We start from the raw sequence: 23529 nt of genomic DNA, 5'->3' as shown, positions 1-23529 counted from the left end.
GTGTGCGGCCGAGGGCATGCCGCGACGATATCGTCCCCGCCGCGGCATGCGCAAATCCCCGTCGTCACACGACGGGCACGCCGTCCGGAAGAGGTGCCGCGAAGAAGTCGAGCTCGAGCTGCGCCGCCCGCTCGAACGCGGAGTACATCCGCGCGCGCTTCTCGGGACCGACATCCGCCGCCGCCGCGGTGACGATCGCGATCGCACGCCGGTTCGCGTCGGCGAAGGCGGGATCGGCGTAGGTCGTCAGCCAGGACGCGTACGGATGCCCCGGATCCAGCGCATACGCACCGAGGTCGCCGGCGCCGAGCCGCTGCCCCAGGTCGGCGTACAGCCAGTAGCAGGGCAGTACGGCCGCGATGAGTTCGGCGTAGTCGCCGCCGAACGCCGTCGCGCGGAGATGGTCGAGGTACGCGGTCGTGACAGGGCCCGCTTCGGAGGCGAACATGATCTCGGCCACGCCGTCGCCGGGATTCAGCCAGGACGCGTGCAGCTCGAGCTCACCGGCGATCGCACCCTGCGCGCCCTGCGCCCAGAACGCCTGCTCCTCCGGCGTCGGTGCCAGCCCCGAGGCCGCCGCCAGGACGCGGGCGTACTCGCGCAGGTACAGCGCATCCTGTGCGAGATAGAACAGGAAGGCGTCTCGGGGCAGGGTTCCGTCGGCGAGCGCTCGGATGAAGGGCAGACCGTCGATACCGTGACGGATGCCGGCGATCCGCTGCCACCACTCCGCCGCGATCTGCCGGGCGGTGGGAGCCGTGTCGAGCCCGCCTCTTCGCCACAGCCCCTCGAAGTGCGACACCGGTCCGTGTCCGCGTCCGACGTCGAGGCCGGCGCCTGCGGCGATCGACTCGCGCAGCCACGCCCGCGCCTCGGTCACCGCCGTCGCCCAGTCCGCACCCCGTGCACGGCGGACGGCAAGGGCCGACGAGAGCGAGCATCCGGTGCCGTGCGTGCTCTCGGTGACGATGCGCGGGTCCGTGAACGCGGCGAGCACGCCGTCCGGCCCGACCAGGGCGTCGGGAGCATCGGCGGAGTCGAGATGGCCGCCCTTGACCAGCACCAGCACGCCGTGCCGCTCGGACAGTCGTCGCGCCTGCTCCTGCGCCTCGACCCATCCGACCGCAGGGAGCTCTTCGGCGAGCACGGCCAGCTCGGGCAGGTTCGGCGTGACGACGTCGGCGAGTGGGAGCAGGGCACGGAGCGCGTCCTCGGCCGCCGCGTCCAGCAGCCGGTCCCCGCTGGTGGCGACCATCACCGGGTCCAGTACGACCGTCTCGGGCCGCACAGCATCCAGCCAGCCCTCGACCGTGCGGATGTTCTCGGCGTCCGCGAGCATCCCGATCTTCACGGCGTCGATGTCGATGTCGTCGGCGAGCGCGTCGAGCTGCTCACGGAGGAACTCCGCCGGCGGAACGTGCACGGATCGCACGCCCTGAGTGTTCTGCGCGGTCAGCGCGGTGATCGCCGCCATGCCGTACCCGCCGTTCGCGGCGATCGCCTTGAGATCCGCCTGCACGCCGGCGCCTCCGGACGGATCGCTGCCGGCGATGCTCAGCACCCGCGGCGGGCGGCCGCCGTGCCAGGCGCGCAGGAACGCACGGGTCGCGGTGCGCGGGTCCTCCGCGGCGCAGATCGCGGAGACCACGGCGACGCCGGCCGCGCCGGCGGCGCGCAGCGGCGCGACGTCGTCGGGGCCGATGCCGCCGATCGCGACGCAGGGCAGCGGGCTCCGCTCGACGAACTCGGCGAACCCGGCGATGCCGAGTGCCGGCGGGTGGTCGGGCTTGGTCGCGGTGGGGTGCACCACACCGACGCCCAGGTAGTCGACGCTGCCCGCCGGCAGGGCGCGGACGGCGTCGAGGTGCGCGGCGCTGTTAGCGGTGAGGCCGACGATCGCATCGGGACCGAGCGCCGAACGGGCCTCCAGCACCGAGGCATCCGACTGGCCGAGGTGCACGCCGTCGATGCGCGCGCCGCGGCGGCGCGCCTCGAGAGCGGCGTCCAGCCGGTCGTCGACGACGAGCAGTGCGCGGCCGGCGATCACGGCCGAGAGCTCGACGAGCTGGTCCGTCACCTCGGCATCCGTCGCGTGCTTGTCGCGCAGCTGCACGATGCGCGCGCCGCCGTCCACGGCGGCGGCGACGACCGCCGGCACTCCGCGCGAGCCGCTCAGCGCAGCGTCCGTGACGAGGTAGAGCGAGAGGTCGGGGGTCATCGCGCGACCTCCGGGAAGGCGACCTCGACGCGGGCGTCCGCGAGGTCGGCGGCGGTGATCGCGGCGAGCGCGTCGAGCAGAGCGACGGCGAAACCGCCGGGTCCGGTGGACACGGCAGCCGCGCGTTCTGCGGCGATCTCGTAGACGACGGACGCCGCGGACACCGCGTGCAGCGCGGGGGTGCCGGTGCCGCGCGCGGCGCCGAGGAACGCCGCCATCACGGCACCGAGGGCGCACCCTCCGCCGGTGACGCGGGTGAGCAGTGGCGTGCCGTTGGCGATCCGCACCTCGCTCTCGCCGTCGGTGAGCAGGTCGATCGGCCCCGACACCGCGACGGCGCTGCCGTGCTCGCGGGCGAGCAGGCGGGCGGCCTCGGCAGCCTCCTCGGTCGAGTCGGTCGCGTCGACGCCGCGGCCGCCCGCGCTGTGACCCGCCAGGGCGAGGATCTCGGAGGCGTTGCCTCGGATCGCCGTCGGTCGTCGGGCGACCAGGTCGCGGGCCAGATCGGTGCGGATCGGGAGCACCCCGATCGCGACCGGGTCGAGCACCCACGGGGTGCCCGCGGCGGTGGCGCCGCCGGCGGCCTCGAGCGCGGCGGCGCGCTGCTCGGGGTCGGCGTGCCGAGGTTCAGCAGCAGGCCGGAGGCGGTGGAGGCGAACATCCCCGCCTCGCCGACGATGTCGACCATCGCCGGGGCTGCGCCGAGGGCGAGCAGCACGTTGGCTGTGAAGCCGGTCACCACGCTGTTCGTGATGCAGTGCGTCAGCGGCGGTGCCGCGCGCAGCGCCTCCAGCAGGCGGGCGGTGTCCTCGAGGACGGCGGACGGGTGCAGAGGTTCGCTCATGGGCGACATCCCTTCGCTAGTACGAACTAGATCAGGTTCGACGGGTGTGTTCTCAGCCGCGGATGCGGCACCCCGTGTCACTGCCCGAGAGTCTATCGGCACGCTCAGACGGTGCGGGCCCGCTCGGACGCGCCCCCGGCCATGCGGCGGTCGTGCCCGGCACGGAGCGTCGCGGCGACCCGCGACAGGAAGCCGGTGCCCCGCACCGGGGCCTCGGCACGCTCCGCCTGCTGCCGACGACGCTCGCAGTCGCGGTTCAGCTCCGCGACCCGCCGGCGCTCGATCATCGATGCTCCGAAGACGATGTACTCGTTCATGATCTCTTCTCCCTGTCCCGCTTCCCCAGCGGCTGGTTGTCGATGACCATGACGTTCCTCTCTGAGGTCCCCGCCCGGCATCGGGCAGATGCCCTATTCCTCGTCCGCCGAGCGCATCTGAGGCGACTCAGGTTCCCCGTGCCCGCCTCACGATGCCAATATGGGCGCATGACGACGTCGGCGCCGATGATCGGTCGGGACGATGAGCTGGGGATGCTGCGCCGGGGGTTCCAGGTGGGACGCGCCGGGCACCCCGGGGTGCTCGTCGTGCGGGGCGAGGCCGGTATCGGCAAGTCGCGGCTGCTGCAGGAGTTCCTCGACGGGATCGATGCCGACGGGCCGCCGCCGGTGGCCGTGGCGGTCGGTCAGTGCGTGGATCTCGGCGACATCGGTGCACCGTTCACCCCGGTCCGGCGCCTGCTTCGGGACCTGCTCCGTGAACTCGGTGACGCCGCGTTGCGCGACGCCGCCCGGACCCCGGGTGTGGCCGCCGCCATCGGAGCGCTCCTGCCGGAGTTCACGGCCGATGCCGGCGCCGTGCCCGGAGAGCACATCGCCGAGGCTGTGGAGCGCGTGCTGGAGAACCTCAGCGAATCGCGCCATCTGGTGCTGGTGATCGAGGACCTGCACTGGGCGGATGCCGCCACCCTGGGTCTGCTGCCGGCGCTCAGCGTCACCGCGCACTGCCGGCATCTCACGTTCGTGCTGACCTACCGCACCGATGACGTCGGCCGCACGCATCCGCTGCGCCCGCTGCTGGCCGAGCTCGAGCGCAACCGTGCCGTGACGATGATCGACCTCGCCCGCCTCGATGCAGCGCAGTCCGCGGCGCTGATCGGCGCGCTCGCTCCGGGCGCCGACGCCGCAGAACTCGACACGCTCGTCGCGCGCGGCGACGGAGTGCCGTTCTTCCTCGAGGAGCTGCTCGCGGTGCGCGGCGACCGGCTTCCCGAGACGCTTCGCGACCTTGTGCTGTCGCGGTTCGACCAGCTCGACGCGGAGACCAGGCAGCTGCTGTCCGCGGCGGCCATCGGCGGGATGCAGGTCGACGACACGCTGCTCACCGAGGTGCTCGGCACCGAGGCGTCCGCCGTCCGGGATGCGATGCGACGGGCCGTCGAGGCCGGGGTGCTCGCGCTCGGACGCGACGGCGTCTCGTTCCGCCACGCACTCATCCGGGAGCTGGCCACCGATGATCTGCTCCCGGGCGAGCGCTCGCACCTGCACCGGGTCTACGCCCAGGCTCTGCAGCGCGAGGTGGACGCCGGTGCGGAGGAGCAGGCGGCGGCCGCAGCGGAGCACTGGCTGGCCGCACGCGACGTCCCCGCAGCCTTCCGCGCCACCGCGACCGCGCGCGATGTCGCGCACCGCACGCACGCGACAGCGGCCGCCACGCGGCTCGGCGAACGCCTCGTGGACCTGTGGCCTCAGGTGCCGGATGCCGAGGAGATCTGCGGGATCACCCTCGCCGGTCTCTGTCATGAGGTCGCCGATGAGTGGCGGTCGCTGAATGATCTCGCCCGCAGCGAGAGGGTCGCCCGCACCAGCCTGTCCAGGCTGACCGGTGCCTCGCCGCACGAGCAGGTGCCGATCCTGCGCGTGCTCACTCTCGCGCTGGCTGATCTGGGCAGGCGGGACGAGGCGGTCGCCGCGGCGCGCAGCGCCGTCGACATGATGGCGGCCCTGCCCGGAGCGGACAGTGATCCGGCCCACGCGATCGCGCTGGCCACGCTCGCGATGCAGCTCGACGATCTGCACGAGGCGGTCGCCCTCAGCGAGCGGGCGTATGCCATCGCCGAGCGCAGCGGAGACCTGCAGGCGCTCCAACGCGCAGACCAGACGATCGGATGGCTCACCGCGCGGACCGGCGATCGCCAGCTCGCGCTGGACGTGACCCTGCGGATGAAGGCGCGCGAGACCACGGGATACGCACGCGTGGTGATCGGCGTCAACGAGTGCGATGCGCTCACAGCTCTGGGACGACACCGCGAGGCGGTTGCCGCGGCCGAGGAGACCTATGCGCTGGCGGTCGACATCGGCCTGGAGCGCGGCGTCGGTGCGGCCGTGCTGGTCAACCTGGCGAATGCGCTGGTCGCACTCGGAGACCTCGAGGCCGCCGTGCGCGTGGTCTCGGACGCGAAAGGCTCCCTTGGCCGCATGGCGCTGTTCCGCTCGGCGGCACTGCGGACGCTGAGCACCGCACTGCTGTGGTCGGGCCAGGGCGATGAGGCCGCCCGCATCCGCCGCGACGAGGACGCCTTCATCCGCGACGTGCTGTACGACGCCGAGGAGCGCCTCGGGTGGATCGTCGTCGATGCCGAGGCCGCGCTGAACCGGATCGAAGGCGCTGCGGTCGGATCCCGCGTGAACGCGACGGCGGACGAGGCGATGCGCGTGCTCTCCGGGCTGACCGAGGCGGATCAGGAGGACCCGGGGTTGTTCGTCGGCGCGCTGCCCGTCGCCGCTCGCGCGGCCGCCGCCCTGCTCCGGTTCGGTGTGCGCACGGACGAGGCGGAGGCGCTCCGCCGCACCGTGCGCGCGGGGCTGGCCGCGTTGCCCGCGTCGATGCTGTCCGCCGGCATCCGCGCCCTCGTCGATGCCGAGGAGCGGGACGGCTCGGCGGAATGGGCGGACGCCGTCCGCATCCTGGAAGAGGAACCGGCGCCGATGCATCTGATCGACTACGCGCGGTATCGCCTGGTGCGTTCGGTCGCCCGCGAGGAGTCGGCGGATGCCGCGGCCGAGATGTGCCGGGCGCTGCTGCCGGCTGTGCGCACGCCGGCGGTGTCATCGTGGCTGCGGGCCTTCGCCCGGCACGGCGCAACGACCGGCGGCTCCGGTCTCACCGAACGAGAGGAGCAGGTGCTGGCGCTGGTGGCCGACGGACTCACGAACCGTCAGATCGGCGAGCGCCTGTTCATCTCGCCGAAGACCGCTTCGGTGCACGTGTCGGCCATCCTGGCCAAGATCGGCGCGGCGAACCGCACCGAGGCGGCGGCGATCCGTCGCGCTCGCCCGTGATCGCCGACGCCCCGCCTGATTCACGTGAATCAGGCGGGTTCTCGGCGATCAGGCGGGCCTCGGCGATCAGGCGGGGTCTCGGCGATCAGTCGCGGATGCTCGCTCCGAAGCGCTCGGTTGCGACGGCGACGCCCGCGAGCTTGGCCTCGGTCGCCTCCGCCGCGGTGAGAGTGCGGTCGGAGGCGCGGAAGCGCAGCGCGAAGCTCAGGCTCTTGAAGCCCTCGTCCACACCATCGCCGCGGTAGTCGTCCACAAGGCGGACCGACTCGAGCAGGTCGCCGGCCCCGTCGACGAGAGCAGTGCGCACTTCACCTGCCGGCACGTCGGCGGGAAGCACGAGCGAGACATCCTGCGTCGCGGCCGGGAATCCCGAGAGGGATGCCGCGACGATGTGCTCGCCGGCCAGCGAGAGCACCCGATCGAGGTCGAGCTCGAGCACGGTCACTCGCCCGTGCAGGTCGGCGTCCGCCGACACCTGCGGGTGCAGTTCGCCGACGTAGCCGACGTCGACCGGTTCCTGTCCATGCCGAATGACACTCAGCGCGCCGGCGCGCCCCGGGTGCAGTGCGGCGCGCGAGGTCTGGGTCACATCGATCTCGACGCCGGCCGCGGCGGCCACGACGCGGACCGCATCGAGCGCCTCGGCGAGCCCGGCGGCCTCGGCCGCGCGACCGGGCTGGCGGGGCGCCACGTTGCCGGCCAGCAGCACCGCGACGTGCCGCGGCTGCGGCGGGATGGCGGCGTTGAGCTCAGCGAGCGTCTCGTCCGACGGGCGCACACCGAGCGGTGGCACCTCGGCGGTGCCGTACTCGACGCCTGCCTCGGGGGTGAAGACGAGTCCGGTCTCGAACAGCGACAGGTCGGTGAGTCCGCGGGCCGCGTTGCGGTGCGCGGTCTGCATCAGGCCCGGGATCAGCGAGCGGCGCAGGAACGGAGCCTGGCCGTCCAGAGCGTTCGCCAGACGGATGCCGGGCAGGTGCTCCCCCGACGCCGATCCGTGCAGATCGTTCTGCTGCTCGGTCGTGAACGGGAACGCCGGCGTCTCGACGAAGCCGGCCGCGGCGAGCGCGTCCGCGACGCGGCGCCGGCCGTGCTGCAGCGCGGTGTAGCCGCGACCGGACGGCGGCACCGGCAGCACGGAGGGGATGCGATCCAGCCCGTGGATACGGGCGACCTCTTCGGCGAGCGTCCACTTGTCGGTGAGGTCGGGCCGCCAGCTCGGCGGTGTGACCAGCCAGCCGGCCGGGGTCCCTGAGCCCGTCGATGGGTCCGCGTTCTGGACGGACGCTCCGATCGTCTCCAACGCGCCGGTCATCTCGGCGTCGGTGTAGTCGACGCCGATGAGGCCCTGCACGAATCCGGGTGGCAGCGTGATCTGTTCGGTCGCGATCTCGGCGAACAGCGCACCGCCCTCGTCGGTCAGCGTGCCGCCGGCGAGCTCGACCATGAGGTCGGCGACGCGACGGGCCGCGACGAACGGGATGCGCGGGTCGACACCGCGCTCGAAGCGCTTGGACGCCTCGCTGGGCAGCTTGTGCCGGCGGGCTGAGCGGGCGATCGTGACCTGGTCGAAAGTGGCGGCCTCGATGAGCACGTTCTGCGTGGTCTCGCTCATCTCGGTGGTGCCGCCGCCCATCACGCCGGCGAGGCCGATCGGCCCGGAACCATCCGTGATGAGCAGGTCCTCGACGTGCAGGGTGCGCTCCTGGCCGTCGAGAGTGACCATCTTCTCGCCCGCCGCCGCACGGCGCACCGTGATCGTGCCGTCGAGCTTGTCGAGGTCGTAGCCGTGGATCGGATTGCCCAGCTCGAGCATCACGTAGTTGGTGATGTCGATGAGCACGCCCAGCGGGCGCATGCCGGCCAGCACCAGGCGTGAGACCATCCACGGCGGCGTGGGCCTCGACGGGTCGACGCCCCGCACGACGCGGGTGACGAACTCGGTCGCTCCGACCCGGCCGCGGATCGGGTTCTCGTCGGTGACGACGGCCGTGTGGCCGTCGCCGGGGACGAGCTCGGCGGCATCGCGGTCCGCCGGGTCGCGGAACGCCGCACCGGTCGCATGCGAGAGCTCGCGGGCGACGCCGCGGACCGAGAAGGCGTAGCCGCGGTCGGGCGTGACGTTGATGTCGATGGCGACGTCGTCGAGTCCCAGCAGCGCGATCGCGTCGGTGCCGACCTCCGGGTCCAGCCCGAGCGTGGACAGCACGATGATGCCGTCGTGCTCGTCGCCCAGGCCCAGTTCACGGGCCGACGCGATCATGCCGTCGGAGACGTGGCCGTAGGTCTTGCGCGCCGCGATCGGGAACGGTCCGGGCAGCACGGCACCGGGCAGGGTGACGACCACCTTGTCTCCGACGACGAAGTTGTGCGCGCCGCAGACGATTCCCCGCACATCCCGCTGGGTCTCTGAGCTTGTCGAAGGGCCGACGTCCACCTGGCACCAGTTGATGGTCTTGCCGTTCTTCTGGGGCTCGGGCTCGATCGAGAGCACCTGGCCGACCACGACCGGACCGGAGATCTCGAAACGGTGGACCTCCTCCTCTTCGAACCCGACGGTCACCAGCGCCGCCAGGACGTCCTCCGGCGTGGCATCCGCTGCCACATCGACGTATTCACGCAACCACGAGAGCGGGACGCGCATCACACCACCATCCCGAACTGCTCGCTGAAGCGCACATCGCCCTCTGCCATGTCGCGCATGTCCTGTACATCGCTGCGGAACATGAGCCCGCGCTCCACGCCCATCCCGAACGCGAAGCCGCTGTACACCTCCGGGTCGATGCCCGCCGCGCGCAGCACGTTCGGGTTGACCATGCCGCAGCCGCCCCACTCGATCCAGCGCGCACCGCCCTTGAAGGTCGGGTGCCACAGGTCGAGCTCGGCCGACGGCTCGGTGAACGGGAAGTAGTTGGTGCGGAAGCGGGTCTTCGCCTCCGGGCCGAACATCTGCCGGGCGACGTGGTCGAGGGTGCCCTTCAGGTGTGCCATCGAGATGCCCTTGTCGATGACGAGGCCCTCGAACTGCGTGAACACCGGCAGGTGGGTCGCGTCGAACTCGTCGGTGCGGTACACGCGGCCGGGGCAGAGCACGTAGATCGGCACCTCGCGGTCGAGCATCGAGCGCACCTGCACCGGGCTGGTGTGCGTGCGCATCACCAGGTGGCGCGAGGGCGGGTCCACGTAGAAGGTGTCCTGCTCCTGGCGGGCCGGGTGGTCGACGTCGAAGTTCAGCGCGTCGAAGTTGAACCACTCGTGCTCGAGCTCGGGACCCTCCGCGATCTCCCACCCCATCCCGACGAAGATGTCACAGATCTGATCCTGCAGCAGGGTGAGGGGATGCCGGGCACCGATCCGGGTGCGCGAGGGCACCGCGGTGATGTCGATCCGCTCGGACTCGAGGCGCGCGGCGGTCTCGGCCTCGGCGAGCTCGGCCTCCTTCGCGGCGAGCGCCTGAGTCACGCGACCGCGACCCTGGCCGATGAGCTTGCCGAAGGTCGCCTTGTGCTCGGGCGCGACCTGGCGCATCGAGGCGTTCAGCACCGCCAGGGGCGACCCCTCTGCGACGTGGTCGTGGCGGGCCTGTTTCAGCTCTGCGGTGTCGGCGGCGGCGCCGATCGCGGCGAGTGCGTCGGCGACGGCGGATTCCACCGCCTCTGGCGTGATCTCTGCCGGTTGCGGAGTAAGGGGAGCATCTGACACGAGAACCGAGTCTACCGGCGCGCGTCAGACGATCAGACCGAGCACCAGCACCCCGGCCAGACCCACCACCGAGACCGCGCACTCCATCAGGCTCCAGGTCCTGAAGGTCTGTCCGACCGTGAGGCCGAAGTACTCCTTCACCAGCCAGAACCCGGCGTCGTTCACATGCGAGAGGAAGACCGACCCGGCGCCGATGGCGAGCACCATGAGCGCGACGTGCGTGCTGCTGAGGTCTCCCACCAGCGGGGCCATGATCCCCGCTGCGGTGATCGTCGCCACCGTCGCGGAACCGGTCGCGAGGCGGATCACGACGGCGACCAGCCAGCCGGCGATCAGCAGCGGGATGCCGGATCCGGCGATGCCGTTGCCGATCACCTCGCCGACCCCGGAGTCGACCAGCGTCTGCTTGAAGCCGCCGCCCGCGCCGACGATCAGCAGGATGGAGGCGATCGGGGCGAAGGCCGCGCCGGTCTCCTTGGACACCTCCGCCATCGACCTGCCGAGCGCCGTTCCGAGCACGATCATCGCGTAGAGCGAGGTGATCAGCAGCGCCTGCAGCGGGGTGCCGACCCAGACCAGGATCTGTCCGAAGACGGAGCCGTCGGCGCCTGTCGCCTCGACGACGGTCATCAGCAGCATGAGCACCACCGGCAGCACGACCACCGACAGGGCGATCCCGAACGACGGCCGCCTGCGCTCCTCCCCATCCCGGTCGTCCACGGCGGTGAGCAGCTGGCTGGTCGCCTGGATCGGCACCCACCGGGCCATCGGCTTCGCGAGCACCGGACCGGCGACGATCACGGTGGGGATGGCGACGAGAAGGCCGAAGGCGAGGGTGAGCCCGAGATTGGCGCCGAGAGCGTCGATCGCGATCAGCGGTCCGGGGTGCGGAGGCACCAGCCCGTGCAGCGCCGAGAGGCCGGCGAGCGCGGGGATGCCGACGAGGATGACCGGCAGCTTGGCGCGCTTCGCGACCAGCATGACGATCGGGATCAGCAGCACGACCCCGACCTCGAAGAACAGCGGGATGCCGATGATGAACGCGGCGAACGCCATCGCCCAGGGCAGACGCTTCAGCGGCGTCTTGGCGAGGATCGTGTCGACGATCTCGTCGGCGCCGCCGGACTCGGTGAGGAATCTTCCGATCACCGCGCCGAGCACGATCAGCACGCCGACGCCGCCGACGGTGGATCCCAGACCGGCCGAGAACGAGGTGAAGGCGTGCTCGAAGCCCATGTTCGCCGTGATCGCCATCACCGCAGCGCCGAGCATCAGCGCGAAGAACGGATGCATCTTCACCCAGACGATCAGCACGACGATGACCGCGATCGAGATGATCGCCGCGATGATCAGCTGGGCTGTGCCGGCGGCCGGTTCCACCGGGTCGGCGAACGGGAGGAGCCCGCCGAGGACTGCTGAGCCGGAACTCAAGGAAACGTGCATGACGAACTCCTCACTCATTGCGGCGAGTCGGCCCCGACCCGTGCCGTACCGCACAGGGTAACGGACGGATAGGATCGGCCGCGAGAGGGGTGAGCAGATGGCGCACGAGGAAGTCCCGACGACACGCAGCATCACGATCGAGGATGCCCCTGACCCGTTCGTGCTGGCGATCGACATCGGCTCGGGCTCGACGAGATGCTGCCTGTACGACGCGTATGCGCGCCCGGTGAAGCGCCGCACGGCGAAGGCCGATCACGTCTTCACCGAGTCGTCGGACGGGACCGTCGAGATCGACGCCGATCAGGTCACCGCCGAGGTCGCCGACCTCATCGGTCAGATCTCGGAGGGCATCGCTCCCGGGCGCATCCGTGCCGTCGTGATGGACACGTTCGCCTCGTCGCTGGTCTGCGTGGACGCCGATGGGCACGCGCTGACGCCGTGCTTCACGTACGCCGACTCCCGCTCCGGCGGGCACCTCGCGCAGCTGCGCGCACGGCTCGACGAGACGGCCGTGCACCAGCGGATCGGCGCGCGCCTGCACACCAGCTACCACCCGCCGCGCCTGCTGTGGCTGCAGGACGAGTTCCCCGACGTCTTCGCACAGACGGCGAAGTTCCTCTCGCTCGGCGAGTACGTCTACGCCGTGCTCGCCGGTGTCGAAGGGGCGGCGACATCGACCATGGCATGGGCGGGCATCCTGAACCGGCACACCTGCGAGCTCGACGACGAACTGCTCGCCGAGGTGGGCGTCGATCGTTCGCGCTTCGCCCCGATCATCGACCCGGATCAGCCGCTCACCGACGTCTCGCCCGAGGTGGCCAGGCGGTGGCCCGCGCTCGAGGGAGCGGCCTGGTTCCCGGCCGTTCCCGACGGCTACGCGTCAAACGTCGGCGTCGGCGCGGACACCCCGGATGTCGCCGCGATGTCCGCCGCGACCTCGGGGGCCATCCGTGTGATCGTGGACGGCACCCCCGAGGTGCTGCCCTCGGGCCTCTGGGCCTACCGCGTGTCGCGGTCGCAGTCGATCGTCGGCGGAGCGCTGAACGACGTCGGCCGCGTGATGCTGTGGCTGAAGTCCACGCTCGCACCCGCACCGCCCGAGGCGATCGAGCAGGCGATGACCGCACCGCCGTCCGCAGGCACGCCGCTGATGCTGCCGTTCCTCACCGGCGAGCGCGCCACCGGGTGGGCCGGCGACGCGCGCGCCGTGCTCACCGGCGTCTCGTCATCGACGACGCCGCTGGACCTCTGGCGCGGGGCCGCCGAGGGCGTCGCGGTGTCGTACGCCCGGGTGTTCGCGCAGCTCGTGGAGGCGAACCCCGGACTGCAGCGCGTGATCGCCTCGGGCGGCGTGACCGGGCACTTCCCCGGCCTGATGCGCGTCGTGGCGCAGGCGATCGGCTTCCCGGTGCAGGTCGTGAACGTGAAGCGCGTGACCATGCGCGGTGCGGCCGTGATCGCTCTCTCAGTGCTGGATCCGGGCCGGCCGATGGCACAGATCCCGCCGACCGAACCCGTCGAGCCGGATGCTGCGGAGAAGAGTACTACGCGGCGCTGCGCGACCGCTTCACGGCCGCCTACGACGCGGTGATCGGCATCGATCAGATCTGATCCTTACCTCGGAGAGCCTTCTGCACGGCGATGACCTCGGTGAGAGTGGCATCGTCATCCGCGGCGGGATCGTGGGCGTTCGCGATCGCGTTCAGCTTGGGCGAGCGACGAGTGCGGATCTCGAGGTACTTGGCGATGCCCGACAGGATCAGACACATCACGATGTAGATACCGCCGATCACGAACGCGGACTGCAGGATCGGCCTTCCCTGCTGCGAGCTGAGCAGCTTCGCGTAGTACAGCAGCTCGGGGTAGGTGATGATGAATCCCAGAGCGGTGTCCTTCATCGTCACCACGAGCTGCGCGACGATCACCGGCAGCATCACGCGGACGGCCTGCGGCAGCAGGATGAGGCGCATGACCCCGCTCTTGCGCAGTCCGATCGCGTAGCCCGCCTCCTTCTGTCCGCGCGGAAGCGACTCGATGCCGGCGCGCAGCACCTCGGCGAGCACCGAGCCGTTGTAGGCCATCAGCGCGAGAACCACGGCCCAGTAGGGCTCCATCTTGACGCCGAGGGTCGGCAGGCCGAAGTACAGCAGCATCATCAGCACCAGCACCGGGATCGCCCGGAACACCTCGGTGATCACGGTGACCGGGACGCGCACCCAGGCGTGATCGGAGAGACGTCCGATCGCCAGCACGAACCCGACGACCAGGCTCAGGATCGCGGCCAGCGCGAACGCCGCCAGCGTGTTGACCAGGTGGACGCCGATCTGCTCCCACACCCGGGTGAAGGTGAAGACGTACCACTTGCTGGCGTCGAACTGACCGGAGACGTACAGGCGGTAGATCACGAAGGCGATCACGGCGAGCACGACGAGGACGGTCGCGGCACCGAGCACGCGGTTTCGCGCGACCGCGCGGGGTCCCGGCACGTCGTAGAGAACGGAAGTCATCGTGCGATCCTCCATCGGCGCTCGAGAGCGTTCTGCACCCAGCTGAGCAGGAGGACCAGAACGACGAAGATGACGGCGACCCAGAGCAGCACTTCCATCGGGTTGCCGGGGCGGGTGTGCGAGTCGTTGATCGTCGCGCGCACCGAGGCGAGCTCGGCGACGGAGAAGCCCGCCGCCACGGTCGTGTTCTTCAGCAGGGCGATGAACACGCTCATCATCGGCGGGACGACCGAGCGGAACGCCTGAGGCAGCACCACCAGGGTCATGACCTGTCCGAAGGGCAGCCCGATCGCTCGTGCGGCCTCGGCCTGCCCGACCGGGACCGTGTTGATGCCTGCGCGCAGCACCTCGGCCACGTAGGTGGCCGTGTAGATGCCGATGGCCAGCACGGCCAGCACGAGATTGCTCAGCTTCGGCAGACCGAGCTGCGGGTATCCGAAGATGAAGAAGAAGAAGATCAGCGTCAGTGGCGTATTGCGCACCAGGTTGACGTACACAGTGCCGACACCGCGCGCGATCGGCACCGGGGAGACGCGCATCGCGCCGACGATGACGCCGAGGACGAGCGCGATCGCACCGCCGGCGAAGAACACGATCAGCGTGTTCAGGAGCGCAGCGCTCCACAGGTCGAGGTTGCCGAAGACGGCGTCCACTTCGTGCTTCCCTTCTCAGAGGTGGAGGAGGGGACGATCCGGCGGATCGTCCCCTCCGGTCGATCAGTCGACGGTCGGCTGCTCGACCTTGATGCCGCTCGAGCCGAGGTTGTTGTCGAAGATCGTCTGCCAGATGTCGCCACCGTCGGTGAACAGCGTGTTGATGTGGTCCTTCAGCACGGTGTCGCCCTTGGGCAGGCCCACGCCGTAGCGCTCTTCGGTGAACAGTCCGCCGATGACCTTGACGTCATCCGGGTACTTGGCCGCGTAGCCGATCAGGATGGCCTGATCGGTCGTGACCGCGTCCACCTTGCCGGAGATCAGGTCCTCGACGCAGGCGGAGTACAGGTCGTACTCCACCGTCTTGATCTCGGGGTAGTTCTCCTTGATGTTCTGGATCGGCGTGGATCCCGTCGCCGAGCACACCGTCTTGCCGTTGAAGTCGGAGACGTCCTTGACGTCCGTCATCTCGCTGTCCTTGCCGACCAGGAAGCCCTGTCCGGTGATGAAGTACGGACCGGCGAAGTCGATCTGCTCCTTGCGCTTGTCCGTGATCGAGTAGGTGCCGACGTAGTAGTCGATGTCGCCGTTCACGATCGCCTGCTCGCGGTTGGCCGAGGCGATCGGCTGGAAGTCGATCTTGTCCTCGTCGAAGCCGAGAGAGGCCGCGATCCAGCGGGCGATGTCGATGTCGAAACCGGACCGCTCGCCCGTGGTGACGTCGAGGTAGCCGAAGTTCGGCTGGTCCTCCTTGACCCCGATGACGACCTTGCCGCGGTCCTGCATCTTGTCGAACGTGGGGCTGCCGTCGAGTGTGACGTCCTTCTCCACCGTCCACGGCGTCTTGTCGCCGCCGTCGCCTCCGTCGTCGCCGCCGCCGCCCGGGCTGGACGGCGTACCGCTGTTGCAGGCGGTCAGGGCGAGCAGCGCGGTCGCGGCGATGCCGATCGCCGCGAGAGTCTTGGTGCGTCGCATGTGCGTCTCCTTCGTGTGCTGTGTGTGCGCAGGATCTCTGCGCGGGGAAGGTCAGTGGGTGAGGAGCTTGGAGAGGAAGTCCTTCGCGCGGGTGCTCTGCGGATTCGTGAAGAACTCCTCGGGCGTCGCCTCTTCGACGATCGTGCCGTCGGCCATGAACACGACACGGTTCGCCGCCTTGCGGGCGAAGCCCATCTCGTGGGTGACGACGATCATCGTCATGCCCTCGTGCGCGAGCTGCACCATCACGTCGAGCACCTCGTTGATCATCTCGGGGTCGAGGGCGCTGGTGGGCTCGTCGAACAGCATCACCTTCGGCTGCATCGCGAGAGCGCGCGCGATCGCGACGCGCTGCTGCTGTCCGCCGGACAGCTGTGCCGGCAGCTTCTGCGCCTGCTGGGCGACGCCGACGCGCTCGAGCAGCGTCATCGCCTCCTTCTCGGCGTCCGACTTCTTCATGCCGCGCACTTTGATCGGCCCGAGCGTGACGTTCTCGAGGATCGTCAGATGCGCGAACAGGTTGAAGGACTGGAAGACCATGCCCACGTCGGCACGCAGCTTCGCCAGCCCCTTGCCCTCGGCCGGCAGAAGATCGCCGTCGATGCGGATCTCGCCGCTCGTGATCGTCTCGAGCCGGTTGATCGTGCGGCACAGCGTCGACTTGCCGGATCCGGAGGGGCCGATGACCACGACCACCTCGCCTTTGTCGACGGTGAGGTTGATGTCCTTCAGCGCGTGAAAGTCGCCGTAGTGCTTCTCGACGTGGTCGACCACGACCAGGGCGTCAGCGCCCTTGCTCTCTGCCATCCCTCCACACTAGAGGTCGGTGCGGACAGCCTGCATCATCGACGTGAGGAATTCGCCATTTCGTGACCGTGCCGGGATCAGGCGCGCTGGGCGAACGCGCTCTCGTACAGGCAGACGCTGGCGGCCGTGGCGAGGTTCAGCGACTCGGCCCGTCCGAAGATCGGCAGCTTCAGCACCCGATCGGCGAGCTCCAGTGCCTCGTCGGCGAGGCCGCGCGCCTCGTTGCCGAACAGCCAGCCGCTCGGCTGAGCGAGGACGCCCTCGGCGCGCGCCGCGAGCAGGTCGTCGCCCTTCACATCGGCGGCGAGGATCTGCAGCCCGGCCGCGTGCGCGCGCTGCACGACGTCGGCGAGGTCTCCCCCGACCGAGACCGGCAGGTGGAACAGCGAGCCGGTCGTGGAGCGCACCACCTTCGGGTTGTACGGATCGACCGTGCGGCCCGTCAGCACCACGGCATCCGCTCCTGCCGCGTCTGCGGCACGGATGATCGTGCCGAGGTTGCCCGGATCGCGCACCTCCTCGCAGATCGCGATGAGACGGGGCGATGCCGCGAAGATGTCCTTCACCGCGGTGGGTGTCTGCCTCGCGACGGCGATCAGCCCCTGCGGGGTGACGGTGTCGGCCATCGCGGCGAGCACGCTCTCGGTGACGTACTCGGCCTCGACACCGGCATCCTCTGCCATGTCGCGCAGCTCGGCATGCTTCTCCCAGCTGGTGGGAGTCACGAACAGGTCGACGATCGCCCCGGGACCGTACGTCAGCGCCTCGCGCACCGCCTGCGGCCCCTCGAGCAGGAACAGACCGGTCTCGGTGCGCGCACTGCGCTTGGTCAGTTTGGCGACGGCACGGACGCGGGGCGAGCGAGGATTCTCCAGCACACGCCCAGTCTAGGGAGAAGACGGCGGAGAACGCAGAAGGGCGCCTCCCCTGCGGGAGACGCCCTTCACGGATGCCGGATGATCAGGCAGCGGCCTTCGGAGCGTTGACGTCCGAGGGAAGCGCCTTCTTCGCGACCTCGACCAGCGCGGCGAACGCACCGGCGTCGGTCACGGCGAGCTCGGCGAGCATACGACGGTCGACCTGCACACCCGCGAGACCGAGGCCCTGGATGAAGCGGTTGTACGTGATGCCGTTCTGGCGGGCAGCGGCGTTGATGCGCTGGATCCACAGGCGGCGGAAGTCGCCCTTGCGCTTGCGACGGTCGCGGTACGCGTAGACGAGCGAGTGGGTGACCTGCTCCTTCGCCTTGCGGTAGAGGCGCGAACGCTGGCCGCGGTAGCCCGAGGCGCGCTCGAGGATGACCCGACGCTTCTTGTGCGCGTTGACTGCGCGCTTGACTCTTGCCATTTTCGTGTTCCTATCGTGCGTACGGGCGCGTCAGCGGCCGAGGAGCTTGTTCGCGACCTTGGTGTCTGCCTTCGAGAGCACCTGGTCCTGGTTCAGGCGGCGGGTGCGTCGGCTCGACTTGTGCTCGAGGTTGTGACGCATGCCGGCCTGCTGCTTCTTCAGCTTTCCGCTGCCGGTGATCTTGAAGCGCTTCTTAGCACCCGAGTGGGTCTTCTGCTTCGGCATCTTCTCTTCCTTCGTGTGGCACCCGTGCGGATGCTGGTGGGTTACCCGCCCGCAGGAGCGGCGGGAGCTGTGGGGCGGATCACTCCGCGGGGGCGTCCTCGGCGTCCTGAGCCGGAGCACCGGCGCCGTTCTTCGCGTCGCGTGCGGCCTGCTTGTTCGCGGTACGGACCGCGTTCTGCTCGGCCTTCGCCTCGGACTTGTTCTTCAGGGGAGCCACGACCATCACCATGTTGCGGCCGTCGATCGTCGGGTTCGACTCGACGGTGCCGAACTCGGCGACGTCCTCCGCGAACTTGCGGAGCAGGCGCACGCCCTGCTCGGGGCGCGACTGCTCGCGACCGCGGAACAGGATCATGGCCTTGACCTTGTCGCCGGCCTTGAGGAAGCCCTCAGCGCGCTTGAGCTTGGTCGTGTAGTCGTGAGCCTCGATCTTCAGGCGGAACCGGACCTCTTTGAGGATGGTGTTCGCCTGGTTGCGGCGCGCTTCCTTCGCCTTCTGCGCAGCCTCGTACTTGAACTTGCCGTAGTCCATGATCTTGACCACGGGGGGCTTCGAGTTGGGAGCCACCTCGACGAGGTCGAGGTCTGCCTCCTGCGCGAGACGCAGCGCCACCTGGATGGCGACGACGCCGATCTGCTCGCCTCCGGGGCCGACGAGGCGGACCTCGGGCACTCGGATGCGGTCATTGGTGCGGGGATCGCTGATGCGGAACTCCTTAGACGTGGGGTTTCGGCCACCGGTCCGTCGTGCGACGTTCCGGGCGAGATCGGAGTCCCCCACCCGCCGATGCATCAGAAGCACCGGCTGTGCACCCTTTCCACCGGCGAACCGGCGGGGCGCAGAACCCGGTAGCCTGGAACGGCAAGCGCGGGTGGGAATGAATCCTCTTTCGTGCCGGAGCATGACGCTCCGGAGCCCGCTGAAGTCTACCAGAAGGCACCCCGAAGTGACGATTCCTGCCCCGGACCAGCCCCAGCACCACGACCACGACGAGCGCCACGGGCGCTGGGAGCAGCAGGAGGAGGCCGCATCCGCCGCGACCCGCGACATCGCGGACGTCCCCGCGGTGGAGGTCATCACCACCACGTCCGTGCATCTGATGAGCGCTGCGGCCGTGAAGCTCGGCCTGGCCGACGACCCGGAGGGCCAGCTGGACCTCGACGAGGCCCGCAAGCTCATCAACGCCCTCGCGGGTCTGATCACCGCGGGCGCCCCCGAGATCAGCGATGCGCACGCGCGTCCGCTGCGCGACGGACTCCGTTCGCTGCAGCTCGCCTTCCGTGAGGCATCCTCCGTTCCCGACCCGGTCGGCAAGGGTCCGGGCGAGAAGTGGACCGGACCGGTCAGCTGATCGGCGTCCCGGCGGCATCCATCGACTTCAGGCGAGCGGCTGACGCGGGAGAGTGCGCTTTGCGCGGGTCGCGTCACGGATCCCGTGCGCGTGAGGCGCACAATTCCGCGCGAAGCGCTCAGGCGTCTTCAGACGCCCGGCCTGTTCAGGATGCTGCGCGCGTGAGCTTGACGCTCAGGGAGTCGACGAGCACGGCGATGCGGTCGTCGGCCGCCCAGCGCTGCGCGAGGCGGGCGAGCACGGCGTCGAGGGTCTGCTGATCCAGGCCGTCGACGAGCTCGAGCGTCACGATCAGCTCGGGTCCGCGCATCCTGGCATCCGGATCGCCCGCCGAGACGTGCACGTCGATGACGGCGAGCTCGTGCGCGACGCTGGCCTGCAGCGCGGTGAACACCTCCGGAGAGAGGAAGCTCGGTTCCCAGCGCTGGTCCTGCGCGATCGCCCAGACGGCAGGCCGGCGGAACACGAACTCGGTCTCGGATGCCGGGTCGAGGACGATGAGGTCGGTCTCCTCGCTCGAGGCCGACAGCGCCACGCGCACGGCCTCGACGGGGATCGGCCGCGCCGTGCCGTCCCATCGCGACATCGTGTGCACGGAGGAGAACACCGGCTGTACCCGGCGTCCGTCGGGCGCGGCGACCGTCACGATCGAGAGCTCCTGTGTCTTGTCGACTGCAAGCCCCGTGGGTCCGACGCCCTCGTCGCCCTTCTCGGCGACCAGCGGGACCAGCACCCGCGCAGACCGGAAGGCGTCGACGACCGCGACCTGCGAGCCGGAGCCCTCACGGAACCGGAGCAGCGCGTCCAGCAGAGCCGGGTCCGCCGATCCGTCGTCGGCGGCATGCGGGTTCGACTCGAAGCTGCGCCCCTCCCAGGGGACGCCGGCCGAGTCGGCGCTGTCGCCGTGGCCGCAGGAGTCGTCAGACACGGGCACGCTCAGTCGCCGGCGACATCCAGCGCCTCGGCCAGGGTGAACGCACCGGTGTAGAGCGCCTTGCCCACGATCGCGCCCTCGACGCCGAGCGGCACGAGCTCGCGCAGCGCGGCGATGTCGTCGAGGCTGGAGATGCCGCCCGAGGCCACGACGGGCTTCGGAGTGCGCTGGGTCATCTCGCGCAGCAGGTCGAGGTTCGGTCCGCGCAGCGTGCCGTCCTTGGTCACGTCGGTGACGACGTAACGGCTGCAGCCGGCATCCTCGAGACGGTCCAGCACCTCCCAGAGGTCGCCGCCCTCCTTGGTCCAGCCGCGCGCCGCGAGGGTGGTGCCGCGCACGTCGAGTCCGACGGCGACCGCCTCGCCGTAGCGGGCGATGACGTCGGCGGCCCACTCCGGGTTCTCCAGCGCGGCGGTGCCGAGGTTGATGCGGGACGCGCCGGACTCCAGCGCGGCCTCGAGACTGGCGTCGTCGCGGATCCCGCCGGAGAGCTCCACGCTCACGCCGCGGTACTGCTTGATGACCTTGCGCAGGATGCCGGCATTGCTGCCGCGTCCGAACGCCGCGTCCAGGTCGACGAGGTGGATCCACTGGGCGCCCTGGTCGACCCACTCCCCTGCCGCATCGACGGGGTCGCCGTAGCTGGTCTCCGTACCCGCCTCGCCCTGGGTGAGACGCACCGCCTTGCCGCCGGCGACGTCGACCGCCGGCAGCAGAATCAGAGCGGGGGCCTGCGCGAAATCGTTCATGTCGTCCTTGTTCGGGATGATCGGATGCCCGAGCCCGGGCACGAGAGTAGAGAGTAGTCCGTGATCCGGCGGCGACCAAACCTGTGTGACGCGCCGCTCAACCCAGCGAGGAGACCCAGTTGCGCAGCAGCCGGATGCCGGCCTCGCCGGACTTCTCCGGATGGAACTGCGTGGCCGAGAGCGGGCCGTTCTCGACGGCTGCGAGGAAGCGCTCACCGTAGCTGGCGTACGTCACGGCCGGCTGCGGGAACGGCGCCTGCACATCGAGCTCCCAGCGCTTGGCGGCGAAGGAGTGCACGAAGTAGAACCGCTCCTGCTCGATACCGCGGAACAGGACCGTGCCCTCGCCCGGCTCGACGGTGTTCCAGCCCATGTGCGGCAGCACCGGGGAGTCGAGCTCGGTGACGGTCCCCGGCCACTCGCCGAGGCCCTCGGCATCCTGTCCCCGCTCGACACCGCGCTCGAACATGACCTGCATGCCCACGCACACGCCGAGCACGGCGCGACCGCCGGCCAGCCGGCGCTCGATGATCTCGTCGCCGCCGTGCGCGCGCAGGGCGTCGGCCACGGCTGCGAAAGCGCCCACGCCGGGGACGAACAGTCCGTCGGCTTCGAGCGCCCTGCCGCGGTCGCCCGTCAGCTCGACATCCGCACCGGCGGCGGCCAGCGCCTTCACAGCGGAATGCACGTTGCCGGACTCGTAGTCGAAGACGGCGACGCGCGGAGCGCGGCTCACTGCGCTGCCCCGGCCATCAGAGCGCGCCCTTCGTCGACGGGATGCCATCCACGAGCGGGTCGAGGGCCTTGGCCTGACGGAACGCGCGTGCGAACGCCTTGAACTCGGCCTCGGCGATGTGGTGCGGGTCGCGACCGCCGAGCACCCGCACGTGCACGGTCAGCCCGGCGTGGAAGGTGATCGCCTCGAAGGAGTGACGCACCAGCGACCCGGTGAAGTGCCCCCCGATGAGGTGGTACTCGAAGCCCTCCGGCTCACCCGAGTGCACCAGATAGGGGCGTCCGGAGATGTCGACGACCGTCTGCGCCAGTGCCTCGTCGAGCGGCACCAGGGCATCGCCGTAGCGGGAGATGCCCGCCTTGTCGCCGAGCGCCTCCCGGATCGCGTCGCCCAGGACGATCGAGACGTCCTCCACGGTGTGGTGCGCGTCGATGTGCGTGTCGCCCGAGGCTCGCACGGTGAGATCGGTGAGCGAGTGCTTCGCGAACGCCGTCAGCAGGTGATCGAAGAACGGCACGGAGGTGTCGATGCTGCTGCGGCCGGTGCCGTCGAGGTTCAGCTCGAGCTCGACGGTGGACTCGGATGTCCCGCGGGTGCGGCTGGCGGTGCGGTCGCTCATGCTGCCGATCCTATCGAGGCCATGGCGTCGAGGAAGGCGCTGGTCTCCGGCTCGGTGCCCGCGCTGACCCGCAGATGCCCGGGGATGCCGATGTCGCGGATCAGCACACCGCGGTCGTAGAGCGCCTGCCAGGTCGCCCGCGGGTCGTCGACCCCGCCGAACAGCACGAAGTTGGACCACGACTCGTGCGGCTGATAGCCGAGCCGGGCGAGGCCGGTGGTGATGCGATCGCGCTGCACGACGATCTCGTCCACCATGCGCAGCATCGTGCCGGAGTTGCGCAGAGCGGCGGTCGCCGCAGCCTGGGTCAGCGCACTCAGGTGGTACGGCAGCCGCACCAGGCGCAGCGCGTCGATGAACACCGGGTCTGCGGCGAGGTAGCCGACGCGGGCTCCTGCGAACGCGAAGGCCTTGCTCATCGTGCGCGAGACGGCGAGGCGAGGACGCCCCTCGAGCAGGGTGAGAGCCGAGGGCGCGTCCTTCGGCGCGAACTCCTGATACGCCTCGTCGACGATCACCACACCCCGGGCGACGTCGTACACGGCCTCGACGACGTCCAGGCCGAGCGGCGTGCCTGTGGGGTTGTTCGGCGCGCACAGGATCACGATGTCGGGGTCGACGGCGGCGACCTGCGCCGCTGCATCCGCCGCATCGATCGTGTAGTCGGCGTTCCGCCTTCCTGCGATCCAGCGCGCTCCGGTGCCCTGCGAGATCAGCGGGTACATCGAGTAGGTGGGCGCGAAGCCGAACGCCGTGCGTCTCGGACCGCCGAAGGCCTGCAGGACGTGCTGGAGCACCTCGTTCGAGCCGTTGCCCGCCCAGATCTGCTCCGGGCGCAGGCCGTGTCCGAGGTAGGTCGCGAACCCCTCGCGCAGGCGAGTGAACTCGCGGTCCGGGTAGCGGTTCACCTCTTGCAGCGCGACGGCGACATCCGCGACGATCTGCGCGGCGACGTCGTCCGGCACGGGATGGGTGTTCTCGTTGACGTTCAGCGCCACCGGCAGGGGCGCCTGCGGCGCGCCGTAGGGAGTGAGTCCGCGCAGGTCATCGCGGAGGGGCAGCTCGTCGAGTGAGGTCACT

Annotated in this window: 21 protein-coding genes, 1 pseudogene and 1 riboswitch; of the genes and pseudogenes, 3 read left to right on the top strand and 19 right to left on the bottom strand. The window is 70.2% G+C overall.

What is annotated here, in order from left to right; all coding sequences use genetic code 11:
• Positions 1–64 precede the first annotated feature (64 nt).
• From L2X99_RS03075 to L2X99_RS03065, 3 genes and pseudogenes are all read right to left on the bottom strand, one after another.
• Positions 65–2218, bottom strand: coding sequence for a bifunctional hydroxymethylpyrimidine kinase/phosphomethylpyrimidine kinase (locus tag L2X99_RS03075; protein ID WP_236135617.1), 2154 nt, complete (start codon positions 2216–2218; stop codon positions 65–67).
• Positions 2215–3062, bottom strand: a pseudogene (gene thiM / locus L2X99_RS03070) (hydroxyethylthiazole kinase). Before thiM ends, L2X99_RS03075 begins: the two are co-directional and overlap by 4 nt.
• A riboswitch (TPP riboswitch) is annotated at positions 3054–3147 on the bottom strand. Its footprint overlaps the pseudogene before it by 9 nt.
• Before the next feature lie 19 nt (positions 3148–3166).
• A complete protein-coding gene (locus tag L2X99_RS03065; protein WP_236125119.1) occupies positions 3167–3379 on the bottom strand; it encodes a hypothetical protein in 213 nt (70 codons plus the stop codon).
• A gap of 42 nt (positions 3380–3421) precedes the next feature.
• Between L2X99_RS03065 and L2X99_RS03060 the strand changes: the two genes are divergently transcribed.
• A complete protein-coding gene (locus L2X99_RS03060) occupies positions 3422–6400 on the top strand; it encodes a helix-turn-helix transcriptional regulator (protein WP_236135616.1) in 2979 nt (992 codons plus the stop codon).
• Between the two features lie 85 nt (positions 6401–6485).
• Here the strand turns inward: L2X99_RS03060 and pheT are convergent, their stop codons facing one another.
• Genes pheT through L2X99_RS03045 form a run of 3 tightly spaced genes read right to left on the bottom strand, consistent with a single transcriptional unit; the run spans position 6486 to position 11545 of the window.
• Positions 6486–9044, bottom strand: coding sequence for a phenylalanine--tRNA ligase subunit beta (gene pheT, locus L2X99_RS03055; protein WP_236135615.1), 2559 nt, complete (start codon positions 9042–9044; stop codon positions 6486–6488).
• Positions 9044–10102, bottom strand: coding sequence for a phenylalanine--tRNA ligase subunit alpha (gene pheS, locus L2X99_RS03050; protein ID WP_236125120.1), 1059 nt, complete (start codon positions 10100–10102; stop codon positions 9044–9046). The genes pheT and pheS overlap by 1 nt, the downstream gene beginning before the upstream one ends.
• A 24-nt stretch (positions 10103–10126) precedes the next feature.
• Positions 10127–11545 carry a GntP family permease gene (locus L2X99_RS03045; RefSeq protein WP_236125121.1) on the bottom strand — a complete coding sequence of 473 codons (1419 nt, stop codon included), beginning with the start codon at positions 11543–11545 and terminating at the stop codon, positions 10127–10129.
• 97 nt (positions 11546–11642) lie between these two features.
• On the opposite strand from L2X99_RS03045, the gene L2X99_RS03040 reads away from it, so the two are divergent.
• Positions 11643–13136 carry a gluconokinase gene (locus L2X99_RS03040; RefSeq protein WP_236135614.1) on the top strand — a complete coding sequence of 498 codons (1494 nt, stop codon included), beginning with the start codon at positions 11643–11645 and terminating at the stop codon, positions 13134–13136.
• A gap of 10 nt (positions 13137–13146) precedes the next feature.
• Here L2X99_RS03040 and L2X99_RS03035 read toward each other — a convergent pair whose 3' ends face one another.
• The 8 genes from L2X99_RS03035 to infC form a co-directional block, all read right to left on the bottom strand.
• Complete coding sequence (locus L2X99_RS03035) at positions 13147–14052, bottom strand: amino acid ABC transporter permease (protein ID WP_236125124.1); 906 nt, start codon at positions 14050–14052, stop codon at positions 13147–13149.
• A complete protein-coding gene (locus tag L2X99_RS03030; protein WP_236125125.1) occupies positions 14049–14705 on the bottom strand; it encodes an amino acid ABC transporter permease in 657 nt (218 codons plus the stop codon). The genes L2X99_RS03035 and L2X99_RS03030 overlap by 4 nt, the downstream gene beginning before the upstream one ends.
• Positions 14706–14768: 63 nt before the next feature.
• Positions 14769–15680: a glutamate ABC transporter substrate-binding protein gene (locus L2X99_RS03025; protein ID WP_236125126.1), complete on the bottom strand. Its 912-nt coding sequence runs from the start codon at positions 15678–15680 to the stop codon at positions 14769–14771.
• A gap of 51 nt (positions 15681–15731) precedes the next feature.
• Positions 15732–16487 (bottom strand): amino acid ABC transporter ATP-binding protein, encoded by a 756-nt coding sequence (locus tag L2X99_RS03020; RefSeq protein ID WP_442923491.1) that lies wholly within the window; start codon positions 16485–16487, stop codon positions 15732–15734.
• A 77-nt stretch (positions 16488–16564) separates the two neighbouring features.
• Positions 16565–17365, bottom strand: coding sequence for a TrmH family RNA methyltransferase (locus L2X99_RS03015; RefSeq protein ID WP_236125127.1), 801 nt, complete (start codon positions 17363–17365; stop codon positions 16565–16567).
• Positions 17366–17447: 82 nt separating this feature from the next.
• On the bottom strand, positions 17448–17834 hold the full coding sequence (gene rplT / locus L2X99_RS03010; RefSeq protein WP_236135613.1) for a 50S ribosomal protein L20: 387 nt from the start codon (positions 17832–17834) through the stop codon (positions 17448–17450).
• A gap of 30 nt (positions 17835–17864) precedes the next feature.
• Complete coding sequence (gene rpmI, locus L2X99_RS03005) at positions 17865–18059, bottom strand: 50S ribosomal protein L35 (protein ID WP_116243323.1); 195 nt, start codon at positions 18057–18059, stop codon at positions 17865–17867.
• Between the two features lie 79 nt (positions 18060–18138).
• A complete protein-coding gene (infC, locus tag L2X99_RS03000; RefSeq protein WP_236135898.1) occupies positions 18139–18765 on the bottom strand; it encodes a translation initiation factor IF-3 in 627 nt (208 codons plus the stop codon).
• A 241-nt stretch (positions 18766–19006) separates the two neighbouring features.
• Between infC and L2X99_RS02995 the strand changes: the two genes are divergently transcribed.
• Positions 19007–19411 (top strand): DUF1844 domain-containing protein, encoded by a 405-nt coding sequence (locus L2X99_RS02995; protein WP_236125130.1) that lies wholly within the window; start codon positions 19007–19009, stop codon positions 19409–19411.
• Positions 19412–19556: 145 nt separating this feature from the next.
• Here the strand turns inward: L2X99_RS02995 and L2X99_RS02990 are convergent, their stop codons facing one another.
• The 5 genes from L2X99_RS02990 to L2X99_RS02970 all read right to left on the bottom strand — a co-directional run bounded on the left by L2X99_RS02990 (position 19557) and on the right by L2X99_RS02970 (position 23528).
• On the bottom strand, positions 19557–20339 hold the full coding sequence (locus tag L2X99_RS02990) for an SseB family protein (protein WP_236125131.1): 783 nt from the start codon (positions 20337–20339) through the stop codon (positions 19557–19559).
• Positions 20340–20347: 8 nt separating this feature from the next.
• Positions 20348–21094, bottom strand: coding sequence for a bifunctional 1-(5-phosphoribosyl)-5-((5-phosphoribosylamino)methylideneamino)imidazole-4-carboxamide isomerase/phosphoribosylanthranilate isomerase PriA (gene priA / locus L2X99_RS02985; protein WP_236126920.1), 747 nt, complete (start codon positions 21092–21094; stop codon positions 20348–20350).
• Positions 21095–21191: 97 nt separating this feature from the next.
• On the bottom strand, positions 21192–21830 hold the full coding sequence (gene hisH / locus L2X99_RS02980) for an imidazole glycerol phosphate synthase subunit HisH (RefSeq protein WP_236125132.1): 639 nt from the start codon (positions 21828–21830) through the stop codon (positions 21192–21194).
• Positions 21831–21846: 16 nt separating this feature from the next.
• The gene (gene hisB / locus L2X99_RS02975) at positions 21847–22449 is read right to left on the bottom strand and encodes an imidazoleglycerol-phosphate dehydratase HisB (protein ID WP_236125133.1); all 603 of its coding nucleotides are present in this window, start codon (positions 22447–22449) and stop codon (positions 21847–21849) included.
• On the bottom strand, positions 22446–23528 hold the full coding sequence (locus tag L2X99_RS02970; protein ID WP_236125134.1) for a histidinol-phosphate transaminase: 1083 nt from the start codon (positions 23526–23528) through the stop codon (positions 22446–22448). Before L2X99_RS02970 ends, hisB begins: the two co-directional genes overlap by 4 nt.
• Between the last annotated feature and the right edge of the window lies 1 nt (position 23529).

The sequence above is a fragment of the Microbacterium sp. KUDC0406 genome (assembly GCF_021582875.1).
Classification (GTDB): Bacteria; Actinomycetota; Actinomycetes; order Actinomycetales; family Microbacteriaceae; genus Microbacterium.
Note: the sequence above shows the minus strand (reverse complement) of the source record. Positions and strands in the feature narration are given on the sequence as shown.

What these genes read in the sequence shown, in the direction of transcription:
- L2X99_RS03075 (WP_236135617.1), bottom strand. Translation starts at nt 2,218, where the DNA reads ATGACCCCCGACCTCTCGCTCTACCTCGTCACGGACGCTGCGCTGAGC.
- L2X99_RS03065 (WP_236125119.1), bottom strand. Translation starts at nt 3,379, where the DNA reads ATGAACGAGTACATCGTCTTCGGAGCATCGATGATCGAGCGCCGGCGG.
- L2X99_RS03060 (WP_236135616.1), top strand. Translation starts at nt 3,422, where the DNA reads ATGACCATGACGTTCCTCTCTGAGGTCCCCGCCCGGCATCGGGCAGAT.
- pheT (WP_236135615.1), bottom strand. Translation starts at nt 9,044, where the DNA reads ATGCGCGTCCCGCTCTCGTGGTTGCGTGAATACGTCGATGTGGCAGCG.
- L2X99_RS03045 (WP_236125121.1), bottom strand. Translation starts at nt 11,545, where the DNA reads ATGCACGTTTCCTTGAGTTCCGGCTCAGCAGTCCTCGGCGGGCTCCTC.
- L2X99_RS03040 (WP_236135614.1), top strand. Translation starts at nt 11,643, where the DNA reads ATGGCGCACGAGGAAGTCCCGACGACACGCAGCATCACGATCGAGGAT.
- L2X99_RS03035 (WP_236125124.1), bottom strand. Translation starts at nt 14,052, where the DNA reads ATGACTTCCGTTCTCTACGACGTGCCGGGACCCCGCGCGGTCGCGCGA.
- L2X99_RS03025 (WP_236125126.1), bottom strand. Translation starts at nt 15,680, where the DNA reads ATGCGACGCACCAAGACTCTCGCGGCGATCGGCATCGCCGCGACCGCG.
- L2X99_RS03020 (WP_442923491.1), bottom strand. Translation starts at nt 16,487, where the DNA reads ATGGCAGAGAGCAAGGGCGCTGACGCCCTGGTCGTGGTCGACCACGTC.
- rplT (WP_236135613.1), bottom strand. Translation starts at nt 17,834, where the DNA reads ATGGCAAGAGTCAAGCGCGCAGTCAACGCGCACAAGAAGCGTCGGGTC.
- rpmI (WP_116243323.1), bottom strand. Translation starts at nt 18,059, where the DNA reads ATGCCGAAGCAGAAGACCCACTCGGGTGCTAAGAAGCGCTTCAAGATC.
- priA (WP_236126920.1), bottom strand. Translation starts at nt 21,094, where the DNA reads ATGAACGATTTCGCGCAGGCCCCCGCTCTGATTCTGCTGCCGGCGGTC.
- hisB (WP_236125133.1), bottom strand. Translation starts at nt 22,449, where the DNA reads ATGAGCGACCGCACCGCCAGCCGCACCCGCGGGACATCCGAGTCCACC.